13 protein-coding genes are annotated in these 13,333 nt (G+C 62.8%); 9 read left to right on the top strand and 4 right to left on the bottom strand.

Annotation, left to right across the window (positions count from 1 at the left end; translation table 11 throughout):
• Nucleotides 1-9 precede the first annotated feature (9 nt).
• The 5 genes from LB557_RS26580 to LB557_RS26560 all read left to right on the top strand — a co-directional run bounded on the left by LB557_RS26580 (nucleotide 10) and on the right by LB557_RS26560 (nucleotide 6,984).
• Nucleotides 10-1,920: an AAA family ATPase gene (locus LB557_RS26580; RefSeq protein WP_224643124.1), complete on the top strand. Its 1,911-nt coding sequence runs from the start codon at nucleotides 10-12 to the stop codon at nucleotides 1,918-1,920.
• 69 nt (nucleotides 1,921-1,989) lie between these two features.
• Nucleotides 1,990-2,397 carry an endonuclease domain-containing protein gene (locus LB557_RS26575; RefSeq protein ID WP_015316039.1) on the top strand — a complete coding sequence of 136 codons (408 nt, stop codon included), beginning with the start codon at nucleotides 1,990-1,992 and terminating at the stop codon, nucleotides 2,395-2,397.
• Between the two features lie 67 nt (nucleotides 2,398-2,464).
• Nucleotides 2,465-3,763: a DUF6638 family protein gene (locus tag LB557_RS26570; RefSeq protein ID WP_224643125.1), complete on the top strand. Its 1,299-nt coding sequence runs from the start codon at nucleotides 2,465-2,467 to the stop codon at nucleotides 3,761-3,763.
• A 103-nt stretch (nucleotides 3,764-3,866) separates the two neighbouring features.
• Nucleotides 3,867-4,991 (top strand): DUF2333 family protein, encoded by a 1,125-nt coding sequence (locus LB557_RS26565; RefSeq protein WP_015316037.1) that lies wholly within the window; start codon nucleotides 3,867-3,869, stop codon nucleotides 4,989-4,991.
• 313 nt (nucleotides 4,992-5,304) lie between these two features.
• On the top strand, nucleotides 5,305-6,984 hold the full coding sequence (locus tag LB557_RS26560) for a formate--tetrahydrofolate ligase (protein ID WP_015316036.1): 1,680 nt from the start codon (nucleotides 5,305-5,307) through the stop codon (nucleotides 6,982-6,984).
• A gap of 67 nt (nucleotides 6,985-7,051) precedes the next feature.
• Here the strand turns inward: LB557_RS26560 and LB557_RS26555 are convergent, their stop codons facing one another.
• Nucleotides 7,052-7,696 carry a cysteine hydrolase family protein gene (locus LB557_RS26555; protein WP_140665139.1) on the bottom strand — a complete coding sequence of 215 codons (645 nt, stop codon included), beginning with the start codon at nucleotides 7,694-7,696 and terminating at the stop codon, nucleotides 7,052-7,054.
• Nucleotides 7,697-7,803: 107 nt separating this feature from the next.
• Here LB557_RS26555 and LB557_RS26550 point away from each other — a divergent pair, with 107 nt between their 5' ends.
• Nucleotides 7,804-8,799, top strand: coding sequence for a helix-turn-helix domain-containing protein (locus LB557_RS26550; RefSeq protein WP_224643126.1), 996 nt, complete (start codon nucleotides 7,804-7,806; stop codon nucleotides 8,797-8,799).
• 56 nt (nucleotides 8,800-8,855) lie between these two features.
• Here the strand turns inward: LB557_RS26550 and LB557_RS26545 are convergent, their stop codons facing one another.
• A complete protein-coding gene (locus LB557_RS26545) occupies nucleotides 8,856-9,440 on the bottom strand; it encodes a cytochrome b/b6 domain-containing protein (protein WP_224643127.1) in 585 nt (194 codons plus the stop codon).
• A gap of 5 nt (nucleotides 9,441-9,445) precedes the next feature.
• Nucleotides 9,446-9,712: a PepSY domain-containing protein gene (locus LB557_RS26540; protein WP_140665146.1), complete on the bottom strand. Its 267-nt coding sequence runs from the start codon at nucleotides 9,710-9,712 to the stop codon at nucleotides 9,446-9,448.
• 166 nt (nucleotides 9,713-9,878) lie between these two features.
• Between LB557_RS26540 and LB557_RS26535 the strand changes: the two genes are divergently transcribed.
• Both LB557_RS26535 and LB557_RS26530 read left to right on the top strand, forming a co-directional pair.
• On the top strand, nucleotides 9,879-10,538 hold the full coding sequence (locus LB557_RS26535) for a response regulator (RefSeq protein ID WP_140665149.1): 660 nt from the start codon (nucleotides 9,879-9,881) through the stop codon (nucleotides 10,536-10,538).
• Nucleotides 10,535-11,884: an ATP-binding protein gene (locus LB557_RS26530; RefSeq protein ID WP_140665152.1), complete on the top strand. Its 1,350-nt coding sequence runs from the start codon at nucleotides 10,535-10,537 to the stop codon at nucleotides 11,882-11,884. Before LB557_RS26535 ends, LB557_RS26530 begins: the two co-directional genes overlap by 4 nt.
• Here LB557_RS26530 and LB557_RS26525 read toward each other — a convergent pair.
• Complete coding sequence (locus LB557_RS26525) at nucleotides 11,871-12,428, bottom strand: sugar O-acetyltransferase (RefSeq protein ID WP_140875362.1); 558 nt, start codon at nucleotides 12,426-12,428, stop codon at nucleotides 11,871-11,873. The two genes, LB557_RS26530 and LB557_RS26525, sit on opposite strands and share 14 nt — an antisense overlap.
• A 213-nt stretch (nucleotides 12,429-12,641) precedes the next feature.
• Here LB557_RS26525 and LB557_RS26520 point away from each other — a divergent pair, with 213 nt between their 5' ends.
• Nucleotides 12,642-13,289, top strand: coding sequence for a glutathione S-transferase family protein (locus tag LB557_RS26520; protein ID WP_224643128.1), 648 nt, complete (start codon nucleotides 12,642-12,644; stop codon nucleotides 13,287-13,289).
• Nucleotides 13,290-13,333: the final 44 nt, after the last annotated feature.

The raw sequence follows: 13,333 nt of genomic DNA, 5'->3' as shown, positions 1-13,333 counted from the left end.
GCACCCTTCATGGACACCGGCCTGACCACCATCCCGGAAGCGGCTATCGAAAAACACCGGGCCACCGCGCAGAGCTTCATCACCCGCATCGTCGTGCTGGAGGATCCATCGCGCGAATCCGGTACGGCATTGGCCGGCACCAACCGCCGCTTCGTCTCCACCGTCTCGGTCGGTCAGGTGCGCCGCACCCGCGAGGTCGAGCTGTCGAAGACGGTCGGCGCCGTTCATCCCGACGACCAGTTGCTGACCATCCCGCAGCACACGCTGCTCTTTCGCGCCCGCCGCGGCACGGCGATCGCGCTGGCGGTATCGGACGTCTTCGCCGAAGGCTCCGATCTCGAAAGCCTGCAGGCCAGGAACACCCGCGCGCCGCTCGAAGGCGACGAGGCGTCCACCTTCAAGAAACTGCTGTCGGCTTCGGCCTATATTTCGGCCTTCAGCCTCGCCTCGTATCTGTTCCAGCTCATCGACGGCGACGGCGAGGCGCCGAACGATATCCCCGAGCCGGACTTCCTGTTCGACACGCCCCAGGATGCCGTGAAATCGATCCTGGCCGGCCTCGACAAGGCGATAGCGGGCTCGACGGACGACGGCGACCTGACGACCAGGGCGCGCGCCTTCGCCCGCGTCGCCATCGACGGGCTTTTGGCGCGCAAAAGCCGCTTCGACGGCATCGGCCCGTTCGAGAACGCCCATATCCGCATCGACGCCGACGACTTCACCCTCGACGGCTTCGACGTGGCGCCGGGCAAGCGCTCCAAGCCGCTGGTGATGACCTTCAAGAAACCGGAAGAGGTCGTCGGCAACCACATCGCCAAATACCAGTCCGTCAAGCTCGCCAAGATGCTGATGGCCTATGATTTCGAGCGTGAACTGAACCCGTTGGTCGAGCTCGGCGGCTTCCTGTTCACCTTCATCGGCGACGGCGCGCCCGGCACCGGCAAGACGACGCTGATCCAGATGATCGCCGGCCTTGTCAACGGCTATTGCCAGGTCGCCGGCTATCCCTTTGCCTATGAAAATTTCGGCGTCGACCAGATTTCGTCCTACCAAGGCAAGTCTGGCCAGAACTGCCGCCAGTTCATCAACAATGTGTTGAACCCGCGCGTCATCGGCTTCGGCACCATCGACGACATCGACCAGGTGGCCGCCCGCCGTTCCGACGACCGCGCATCGGCCGGCCAGCAGGAGATCACCGGCGTGCTGATGGACGCCTTCGCCGGTGCTGCCACCGTGGTGCGTGGCAATTGCTCGTTCGGCATGTTTTCCAACTATCCCGAAAATGTCGACGATGCGCTGCGCCAGCGCGCCGGCGCCCGCTGGCTGGTCGACGGGCCGCAGACCCGCGATGACTATATCGACATTTTCGTGCTGCTCGCCGGCAAGAACCACGAAATCCCCCTGGGCAAGCACGAACTCTACGCCGCGCAGGAGATCCAGCGCGCCGTGACCGAAGCCTATGAAGAGCATGAAAAGCCGCGGGAGGACGGACTGGTGCGGGTCTACGAGCGCTATATGAAGGAAAATGGCGCGCCCAAGACCATGGCCGACATCGGCACCTACCTGCACCTGATCAAGGACGCCGAGCCGCGCTTCACCGGCCGCGCCATCAAGAACGTCACCGACGCCATCAAGATGCGTGCCATGGACATCGAGCTTCCCGACGACTGGTTCGAAAAGCCGGAAGCCTTCATGCACAAGAGCTACGACGACAAGAAAGCGATGATCGAGGAATTGCGCGGGCCGTTCTCGATGGACATGGTCATGCAGGAGATCAACCGCTACGCCGATTCCGAGTTCCGCTATTCCGACAAATCCGACGATGCCGCGGTGGAGAAGCTGCTGCGCGACGCAAGGCTGCGCGAACGCGCGGCGCGTGAGATGGAGGAGATGAAGAAGAAGGGTCTGTGGAATGCGTGAGGCGAGCTCTTCTTCCTTCTCCCCGTTCACGGGGAGAAGGTGCCCGAAGGGCGGATGAGGGGCAGCGCCATGCGTGGTGGAAACGAGCCCAAGGTGGCAAGAGCCCGCGAGCTTCGGAAAATCGAGAACGATGCCGAGGAAAAGCTCTGGCATGAACTGCGTGGGCGACGATTGAATGGCCACAAATTCATTCGCCAACTGCCCATCGGGCCCTATTTCGCCGACTTTGCCTGTCGTGAGGCTAATCTGGTCGTGGAGGTCGATGGCAGCCAGCATGCAGGTGGATCCCGGGATCGCTACAGGGACGAAACGATGAACGCTAATGGTTGGTCGGTATTGAGGATTTGGCACGCTGATGTTTTGAGCGGCCGAAAGAGCGTATTGGAGACCATCGTTGCGGCCGTGGATGGTCGGCTGAACAAGAAGATGATTGGCATCGACGCGAAGTTTCTGCCTTCAATCTTGGAGACGAGATGATGAGCGTTTGCGCCGCCCCTCATCCGCCCTTCGGGCACCTTCTCCCCGTGAACGGGGAGAAGGCAAGATGAGCAAAAAACCCGATCTCCTGCGCGACAACGAACTCATCTACGGCCGGCTGCTCACGGTCGACGAGCCGCATCTCATCCAGCGCTACAACAAGGCGCTGGCGGCTTTCGGTCTCAAGCCGACAAAGCTGAAGAGTTTCCAGATCGACCGCACCGGCTTTTCGCCCGAAGTGGCCGAGGAGTGTGGCGACTACGATTATCTGGATCCCAACGAGGTCAACCGCCGCTTCATCATCCTGACGCCGTCGCAGATCGACCTGCCGGTGGTGCACACGGCCTTCTCGAACACCTCGCAGCTGATGTTCGAATTCATGTCCAGGAACCAGCGCGCCATAGACGCGCTGACCATCAAGGACGTGATCTACGGCGAGATGGAGGATTCCGTTCCCAAGGTCAACGACATCGAGGACCTGCTGTCGATCAGCCAGGTCGAGTTCAAGGTGCTGTCGGCCGAGGACGTGCTGGGCAAGGCGGCCGAGCTCGGCAAGCTCGTCGACCGGCTGAAGCAGGAGCCCGACGCCTGGCGCGACAATGCCATGCTGACCCGCATGGTGGAACTCGCCAAGGTCTGCGGCGACATCAGGGAGAACGCGCTGGTGCCCGACCAGGTGATCTTCCGCCACAACGCCTACTGGACCAGCCATTTCGGCGGCCTCTACGTGTTCGTCGATCCCGACATGACGACGGTGATCAGCGATCCGGCGGCTCCAGGTTTCCGCCGCTCGCGGCCCTGGCAGGTGAGCTATCTCTCCATCAAGGACGCCGACAAGGTGTTCAAATTCCTGGCCGCCACCGGCCGCATCGAACTGCCGCGCGCCTCGTGGATCGAAACCTCGGGCTATCTGGAGCACCGCGCCGAAATGGTGGTGCGCGCGCTGATCCGCGACGCCGAGCCGAACCGCAATTTGACCGATGTCGACAAGGTCTGGCTGCAGACCTGGATCCAGAGCCATGCCGACCTGATCACCAGGGACGGCAATTTTCCCTTCCTCAACGCCGCCAAGCGCGAGATCGCCCAGCTCGGCCACCTCAAGATCGAGGACGTCTTCCCGCAACAGCGCTTCCTGGTGGTCCGCGCCAAGCCGGATCATCCCGACGCCTGGCTGACCAACCGGCTGATCTCGGATTTCGTGCCGTCTGACTTCGTGTCGCGCTATATCTTCAACAAGGACGGCTTCTACAAGGACTATGACGGCTTCAGCGAAGCCTGGCGATCGCATGTTGTGGACGTTCTGAAAACCACATATTTGAAGGAAAAGGTGGCGTTTCGCACACGCCTCTACGGCCTGACCGACTAGAACGATATGAACCGTCATTCCGTTCTAACTTGTTGTTTTGGTGCACGATGTTATCCAAAAAGTCTGCAACTTTTTGGCATCGTGCTGAGGGGGTGATACAGCCATGCTCGACCCGATCGTGAACTTCTTCGTCAAGCTGTTCCAGTGGATCGGCCGCGGCATCGGCCTTCTGATCGGCGTGATCCTGTGGCCCTTCTTGTGGGCCGGCCGCTGGTACACGCAGCGCGGCTGGATCCTGAAGGCCGTCGTCGGCCTGGCCTTGCTGGTGCTGATCGGCCTTTACGCCAACTTCTTCTACGCCACCCAGTGGTGGAACAGGTTCAACCCGAACTACCCGGACACCTACACGTTCGAAAAGCGCAACGTTTCCGCCGGTGAACAGGTGGCCGCCGGCGCCGGCACCGACACGGCCAAGACTTGCGGCAACTCCGGCATCGCCCAGGTGGCGGCGGACCTGACTGACTTCAACGTCAACCAGAATGCCTGGATCTCGTCGATGATCCTCTACAAGCTCGGCCTGTTCGGCATCGACTGGGACAACACCCCGTGGATGGACAACAAGGCCTCTTTCCAGCGCGGCATCAACCAGGCGGTGCGACGCACGGCGACCGAGCTTGCCGACAATCTCGGCCGCGTGCGCACCACCTCGCAGATCGATGCCGACCTGCAGGACGCGCGTGGCAATCTGCAGTTCGACGAGTATACCTGGTATTTCGGCGTGAGCCCGTTTGGACCGAAGACACCGACGCCGAGCTACTATCGCGACGCCGTGCGCAAGCTGCGTTCGTTCAATGCCCGGCTCGCCACCTGCCAGGCCACTTTCGATGCCCGCGCCGACAATCTGAAGCAGTATATCGATCGCATCGCCAGTGACATCGGCTCGACCTCCGCCATCCTCAAGGAGCGTGCCGAGAACCACAACAATGGCTGGTTCGACACCCGCGCCGACGACCGCTACTGGTTCGCCTATGGCCAGCTCTATGCCTATTACGGCCTGATGAAGGGCGCCCAGGCCGACTTCGAGGACGTCATCAAGGAAAAGCACCTGCAGAGCCTGTGGGATACGATGGACGCGCAGTTCGTGTCGGCCCTGCGCATCCAGCCCTTCATCATCGCCAATGGCCGCGAGGACGGCTGGCTGCTGCCCACCCATCTGACGACGATGGGCTTCTACGTGCTTCGGGTGCGCTCGAACATGGTTGAAATCAGCAACGTGCTGACGCAGTAGCGCTGTCCCACAGCAACACTCGCGATGGCGGATTTGCGTCGTCGCGTCTGTCGCATTCCGTGCATTGTGCGGCTGTTTTGAGACGGCGGAAGCGCCCCTGCTCTGGCTTCTATACGGCGCGGCAAGCGGAGCCATAAAGAACCGGGAATAGGTCGGCCCGCCGCAGAGGAATTTTCTCTATAGGAAACATAGTTGCATGAAAGTTGACGCCGCCGCAGCGACAGGGTTAGATGCCCCGCGCGCCCGGCTCCACCCTTCTTGCGAGTAAGATCAACCCCGTCCCCTCCACCGTCCAATCCAGAGGAACGCCGTCATGGCCGAAGTGAAGTCCGACATCGAGATCGCGCGTGGCGCCAGGAAAAAGCAGATCCAGGAGATCGGCCAGAAGATCGGCATCCCGACCGAACATCTGCTGCCCTACGGCCACGACAAGGCCAAGATTTCGGCCGAGTTCATCAAGTCGGTGAAGGGCAACAAGGACGGCAAGCTGATCCTCGTCACCGCCATCAACCCGACCCCGGCCGGCGAGGGCAAGACCACCACCACCGTCGGCCTCGGTGATGGCCTCAACCGCGTCGGCAAGAAGGCGATCGTCTGCATCCGCGAAGCCTCGCTCGGCCCGAATTTCGGCGTCAAGGGCGGTGCCGCCGGCGGCGGTTACGCGCAGGTCGTGCCGATGGAGGACATGAACCTCCACTTCACCGGCGACTTCCACGCCATCACCACGGCGCACAACCTTTTGTCGGCCCTGATCGACAACCACATCTACTGGGGCAATGAACTCGGCATCGACACCCGCCGTGTGGTGTGGCGCCGCGTCATGGACATGAACGACCGGGCGCTGCGCGAGATCATCTGCTCGCTCGGCGGCGTCGCCAACGGCTTTCCGCGCGAAGCCGGCTTCGACATCACCGTCGCCTCGGAAGTGATGGCGATCCTCTGCCTCGCCACCGACCTGAAGGATCTGGAAAAACGCCTCGGCGACATCATCGTCGCCTATCGCCGCGACAAGTCGGCGGTCTATGCCCGCGACCTCAAGGCCGATGGCGCCATGGCCGTCCTGCTCAAGGACGCCATGCAGCCCAATCTGGTGCAGACGCTGGAGAACAACCCGGCCTTCGTGCATGGCGGCCCGTTCGCCAACATCGCGCATGGCTGCAACTCGGTCGTCGCCACCACGACGGCGCTCAAGCTTGCCGACTACGTCGTCACCGAAGCCGGTTTTGGTGCTGATCTAGGTGCCGAAAAGTTCTTCGACATCAAGTGCCGCAAGGCCGGACTGAAGCCGGCAGCCACCGTCATCGTCGCCACCGTGCGCGCCATGAAGATGAATGGCGGCGTCAAGAAGGAAGACCTTGGCAAGGAGAATGTCGAAGCCGTCAGGAAGGGCTGCCCGAACCTTGGACGCCACATCGAGAACATCAGGCAGTTCGGCGTCCCGGCGGTCGTTGCCATCAACCACTTCTATTCCGACACCGACGCCGAGATCCAGGCGCTCAAGGACTATGTCGCCTCGATGGGCGAGGAAGCGATCCTGTGCAAGCACTGGGCCAACGGCTCCGCCGGCATCGAGGAGCTTGCCAACAAGGTGGTGGCGCTCGCCGAATCCGGCGCCTCGCAGTTCGCGCCACTCTATCCCGACTCCATGCCGCTGTTCGAGAAAATAAACACCATCGTTCAGCGCATCTATCGCGGCTCGGAAGCCATCGCTGACAAATCGGTGCGCGACCAGTTGAAGGCCTGGGAGGATGCTGGTTACGGCAACCTTCCGGTCTGCATGGCCAAGACACAGTACTCGTTCTCGACCGACCCGAACCTGCGCGGCGCGCCGACCGGCCACACCGTGCCGGTGCGCGAGGTCAGGCTGTCCGCCGGCGCCGGCTTCGTCGTCATCATCTGCGGCGAGGTCATGACCATGCCTGGCCTGCCGAGCAAGCCGTCGTCGGAAAAGATCTTCCTCAACGAGGCCGGCCAGATCGAAGGCCTGTTCTGATCTTCATCTTGACAAGAACAAGAAGGGCGCCGCATCGCCGCGGCGCCCTTCTCGTTTGCGGATCGTCCTACGCGGCGCTGCGCGACAGCGCCCGCTGGTTGGACGCATGGATCGTGTCGCGTTCCGGCAGCGCGCCGGTCTCCAGGCAGTCGATCCATTCGGCGGTCTTGAGCACCGCGGCGAAGCGCGACTGAAGGATGATGCTCACCACGCGATGGATCTCCTCGGCCGAGGCGTAACCGGCGCTGTTGGCGTAAGGCACCGAACCGGTCGCGTCGGACAGGAACTCGACCGCGAAGCCCATATGCACGGCATGGATGATGGTCGACAGGTCGCAATTATGCGTCATGTAGCCGACGACCGCGATCGTATCGATGGCGTTGGCGCGCAACCAGTCCTCGAGGTCGGTACCGGTGAAGGCGCTTGGCAAGTTCTTCTCGACATAATGGTCGCGGCCGCGCCTGGCGATCTCGGGATGCAGTTCGCCGCCATGGCTGCCCCGGGCGAAGATCGGCGACGTCTCGGGCGCCATCTGCTTGACGACCACGACCTTGATGCCTGCTGCCGATGCGGCATCCATGGCACGCGTCACGTTGACGACGCTGTCGCGGAACGGCGGATACTGGATCGCCAGGTTGCCGCCGTCATAGTCATTCTGGACGTCGACGACGATCAGCGCGCGGCGCGGCGCGGTGTTGGCTGGGGCAGACATGATGTTTCCTTTCAAGCTTGAATGCGATGGACCGAAGATAGCCTGCTGACCGAGGCGCCATCATACGAAAGAATTGGGACAATCCTCCTTCACACTGGAAACGCCCCATGACCGCTCCCATCATCGCCGTCCTCGCCTTCGACGGCATCAGCCCGTTCCATCTCTCCGTGCCGTGCCTGGTGTTCGGCGCCGACCGCACCAGGCTCGGCCTGCCGCGCTTCGACTTCCGCGTCTGCAGCGTAGAGGAAGGGCTGATCCAGACCGACGCCGGATTGAGCATCCTGGTCCCGCACGGGCTTGCCGCGCTCGAAGACGCCGATATCGTCATCATCCCGAGCTGGAAGGATCTCGGAGCGCCTCTGACCAAACCGCTCGAGGAAGCGCTCGGCCGCGCCCACCGGCGCGGCGCGCTGATCGTGGGCCTCTGCCTCGGCACCTTTGCCCTCGCCGCCGTCGGCCTGCTTTCGGGACGGAAGGCGACCACGCATTGGGCCTATACGGATCAGTTGCAGGCTCTCCATCCCGACATTTCGGTCGATGCGGACGTGCTCTACGTTGACGGCGGCGACATCATCACCTCCGCCGGCGTCGCCGCCGGGCTCGACTGCTGCCTGCACATCGTGCGCGCCCGCTATGGCGCCGAGGCGGCACTGCGGCTCGCCCGGCACATCGTGCTTTCACCGCACCGGCAGGGCGGACAGGCGCAGTTCATCGAACGCCCGGTAGCGCCGAGCCCGGCCGCCGACCGCTTTACCCAGGCTCTCGACAAGGTGCGCGCGACATTAGGCGAACCGCACGGTCTCGATAGCGTCGCTGACGCGGCCGGTCTCACCCGCCGCACCTTTACCCGCCGTTTCCACAAGACGACAGGTACCAGCTTCGGCGACTGGCTGGCCGACCAGCGCATCGCGCTGGCGCAGAGGCTGCTGGAGACGACGGACAAGCCAATGGACATGGTCGCCTTCGAGGCCGGCTTCGGCAGCGCAACTTCCTTGCGCCAACATTTCGCCGCGCGGCTAAGGACATCACCCGCGCAATATCGGCGCGAGTTTTCCAGACGGGTCGATCAGGACGGACGGGTGGCGCTGGCCCTGTCATCGTGATCGAACGGCAAGGGCGTCGCGTCGCTGCGGTGCCCTTGCATTTCCGCTCTCCGCGGTCAGCCAACGTCTTGCGGCGAGGCCGCGCGTTTACGGCCGGTGATCATGGCGCGAACCAGATTTTCATGATGACGCAGACTGGCGAGCAGCACGCCGCCGACATGAAGTCCAATCAGCACCAGTACACCATTGCCCAGGATCTTGTGCGTATCCTCGACCCAGGCCACGCCCCACCAGGCATCGGTGGTCTGCATCCAGCCGGTGAGCGCAATTCCTGCCACGCAAGCCAGAAGCGCCAGCACCATGGCACCGCCGGCGGGGTTGTGGCCGAGATAGCGTTTTTCATCGCCATGCGCCACGTCGGCGAGATAAGAACTCACCACGCGCGGTCCACGCACAAACTGACGGAAGCGCGTGTATCCCGACCCCGCCAGACCGGCGATCAAACGCGAGGCAATCAGAACCCCGGCACTGTAGCCGGCCAGTTCATGCACCTTCATGATTTCGCCTAAAGAAAGCCACGCCACCGCGACGCAAAGGACCAGCGACCAGTGAAAGAGGCGGACGTAGGGGCTCCAGACCTCGACCGAGGCCTCTCGTGTCGACTCGGCCGAGGTTTCTCGTGTCGAAACAGTGGCGTTCATGGCCGTCAACCGTCATCGGAATCGGCACCGACCGACTCCAGCGTCTTGGGATTGAAGACGGCTTCCAGCTTCTTGCCATTGGCGTCAAGTGCCTTGGCTTCATAGCAGCCGTGTTCCGTCTTGATGCTGCGAACCTTCCAGCCTTCGCTTTCAAGCTTCTTCTGCAAGGCTTCGCGCGGCTGCCACTGGCCGGTCGGCACATCGCATTTGTCGGCGGCGAAGGCCGGTCTGGCAAAAGCCATAACCAGCGCGGTCAGGATCAAGGTCTTCATCTTATTTTCTCCATCGGCCGATTCCGATGTCGAGGACCTTGGCCGCGAAACCTGACAGCAGCCTGAACACGCATCGCATCGTGCAAAAGCCTCAGTTGGCTTTCATTCAGCTTCCTGTCAGCCTCGTGCCGCATGAAGGCGCGTGTTGCAGCGACACGGAGGCGAAGTGCGCGTTCTGTTGATCGAAGATGATCCGGTGCTGGGCGAAGCGGTGCGCGATCATATCGCCGCCGACGGCCACGCCGTGGACTGGAGCACGACGCTTGGCGGTGCCTGCGATCACCTCCGTGTAGTTTCCTATGTGCTCCTCCTGCTTGACCTGCATCTGCCCGACGGCAAGGGTCTCGAATTCCTTAAAACGCTGCGTCGTGAAGGCACCGATACGCCGGTCATCATCCTGACCGCGCGCGACCAGCTCTCAGACCGCATAGCGGGGCTGAATTCCGGGGCGGACGACTATCTGGTCAAGCCCTTCGATCTCAGCGAGTTGTCCGCACGCCTTGCCGCGGTCGCGCGCCGCTATGCCGGAAACCCCAACCCTTTGATCCGGCTCGGAGCCGTCGAAATCGACCAGGCCGCGCGCCGCGTTACCATCGACGGCACGGAGGCCATGCTGACATCGCGCGAATGGGCGGTGCTGGAGCAGTTCCTGCGCCGGCCCGGCATGACAGTCGGCAAGAACCAGATCGAGGAGGCGCTCTATGCCTTCGGCGCGGAGATCGAAAGCAACACTGTCGAAGTCTATGTCAGCCGCTTGCGCAAGAAGATCGGGCGCCAGGTCCTTACAACCGTGAGGGGGTTGGGCTACCGCCTTGCACTCCCATGAAGGTCTTCAGCAGCCTTGCCGGTCGCCTCGTGTCGTCGCTGATCCTCGTCACGGTCGCTGTTGGCCTAGTCGCCGCTGGCACCGGAAGCATCACGCTGCACCGCGAAATCAATGAAGCCATGGACAATTCGATGCAGGAGGCAGCCCGCAGACTGCTGCCGCTGGTCATCGACGATATGTTCGGGCGTGAGGCATCGCAATCGCCGCGCAGGCTGGGGGAGGCTGTTTCGGACGACGAAGGCGGCCGCCTCATCTTCCAGGTGCGGGACGCCGGCGGCCGCGTTCTCATGCATTCCCATGACGCTCCCGCGGAGCCGCTCACGGCTGAGCTCGCGCAGGGCTTCTCGGAGGCAGCCGGATGGCGCATCTACACCGAGCCCGCGGTCAGCGGCACAATACTCATCCAGGTCGCCGAGCTCGATTCACGGCGCAATGAGGAAACGCTCGAAGCCGCCACCGGCTTCCTCATACCGATGGTCATTCTCATCCCGTTGAGCGCACTTGTCGCGTGGCTGACCCTGACGCGTTTCCTGAGGCCGATCGCGACACTGCGCGGCGAAATCAGCGCCCGCCACGGCGACAACCTTGCTCCGATCCGCACCGAGGACCTGCCCTCCGAACTTGCCGCCATCGCCAAGTCGGTCAACAGCCTGATGCGGCGCCTGCATATGGCGCTCGATGCTGAAAAGGAGTTCACGGCGAACGCCGCGCATGAATTGCGCACACCAATCGCTGGGGCGTTGGCACAAACGGAGCGCCTGATCGCGGAAACATCCGACGAGGCGGCAAGAAAACGCCCGCGCCAGATCAAGGCGGCTCTGTCCGACCTCGCCGGCCTGTCCGAAAAGCTGATGCAGCTGGCGCGCGCCGACGCCGGAGTAGCGATCGCCGGCAAGCCAGCCGATCTCGCCGCGGTCGCCGCATTGGTGGTCGCCGACTTCGAGCAGCACGGCCAGAACAGGGGTCGGCTTCGTCTTGAAGCGTCCGACCAAGGCAAGGCGTTGGCCGCGATCGATACGGATGCATTGGCCATTATCCTGCGCAACCTCATCGAGAACGCCTTGCGGCATGGCGCCGAGGGCGGCGAGGTTGTCGTTCGCATCACTGACGATGCTCGGCTCAGCGTGATCAACCAAGGTCCGGTGGCGTCAGCTCCCGGCGGTCTGGTCAAACGGTTCGAACGCGGTGGGACGCGTGCCGAAGGATCAGGCCTGGGACTGGCGATCGTCACCAAAATCCTGCAGCAGATCGATGCGACGCTTGTCCTGACCTCACCGGCATCCGGCCGACGGGACGGTTTTGAAGCGACGATCAGGTTCCCGCCGCGTAGTGTTAGCCCCGCCTGACCACCCGCGCCGGGTTGCCGACCACGGTCGTGTGCGCCGCCACGTCGCGCGTCACCACCGCCCCGGCGCCGACGATGGCGCCCTCGCCGATGCTGACGCCGCCAAGGATGACCGCGCTGCCGCCGATCCAGGCATTGTCACCGATCGTGACCGGCTTGGCGATCTCCAGCCCCGCCTGGCGCCTTGCCGCCTCCTTATGGTGCTCGGCGCAATAGATCTGCACATTGGGGCCAAGCAGCGTCCCCTCGCCGATACGCACCGGCGCGGTGTCAAGAATGGTGCAGCCGGCATTGAGGAAGGTGCCGGCGCCGAGAAAAATGTTGAAGCCGTAGGCGCAATGGAACGGCGCCTCGATGCGGGCACCCTCGCCCACGCCGCCCAGCAGTGTCCGCAGGGCCGGCCCGAGATTCCCGCGTCGGCGAGGCGGCAGCGTATTGTGCTCGAACACCGCATCCGCGGCCAAGCCGCGCAACGCGCCAAGATCGTCATCCAGGCACGTATACCATTCACCACCAGCCATTTTCGCGCGTTCGCTCTGAACCATGGCAGTGCCTCCGTTTTTTTACATCACTGCGAACAGCGCCAAGGCGAGGACTGACGTGAAATCCGTAAACCAGGATGCGCGGCCTTGCTGATTGGCCGCCATTCGCGATCTGCTCCAGCAATGAAATAGTTCAGGACCGATGTCGATTTCCGGGAAGCTCATTCGTCCTCGGTAGGAAGCCGAAGAAATTCGCCCAGGCAAGGAACAAATGCGATGACAATCACGATCACGGCGTTTGAACGATCACCCGATGGCGGCAAGGGACTGGCCCGCGATACGCGTGTTCGCTGGGCGCTGGAAGAAGTGGGGCAGCCTTACGCGGTTCGTTTTGTTTCTTTCGCGGGCATGAAGGCGCCTGACCATCTGGCCATCCATCCTTTCGGCCAGATCCCTACCTATGAGGACGGTTCTCTCTCGCTGTTCGAGACCGGCTCGATCGTCTTTCATCTTGCCGAGCAGCATGCGGGCCTGCTGCCGAAGGAGCGCAACGCCCGCGCGCGAGCGATCACGTGGATGTTCGCCGCACTGAACACCATAGAGCCGCCGATCCTCGAACTGACCACGGCAAGAATTTTCGAAGCCGACAAGCCCTGGAGCGAGGCGCGCTTGCCGCTGGTAAAGGACCGTGTTCGCGCCCGGCTGGACTGTCTCTCGGCTCATTTGGGCGTCGCGGACTGGCTCGATGATGCGTTCAGCGCCGGCGATCTACTGATGGTGTCAGTGCTGCTGCGACTGAGAATGTCAGGCATTCTGGATGAATACCAAAACCTGGCCGCCTATGTGGCGCGCGGGGAAGCTCGGCCCGCCTATATCAGGGCTTACGCCGCGCAATTTGCGATCAACGCTCCATCAGCCAACTGACTCGCCTCGGTCCGCCGTGGCTGTGCGCTTGTGAGTCTGCGGCC

The organism is Mesorhizobium sp. BR115XR7A (assembly GCF_020165315.1).
Lineage (GTDB): Bacteria > Pseudomonadota > Alphaproteobacteria > Rhizobiales > Rhizobiaceae > Mesorhizobium > Mesorhizobium australicum.
The sequence above is the reverse complement of the archived record's forward strand: the minus strand, read 5'-3'. Positions and strand labels throughout refer to the sequence as shown.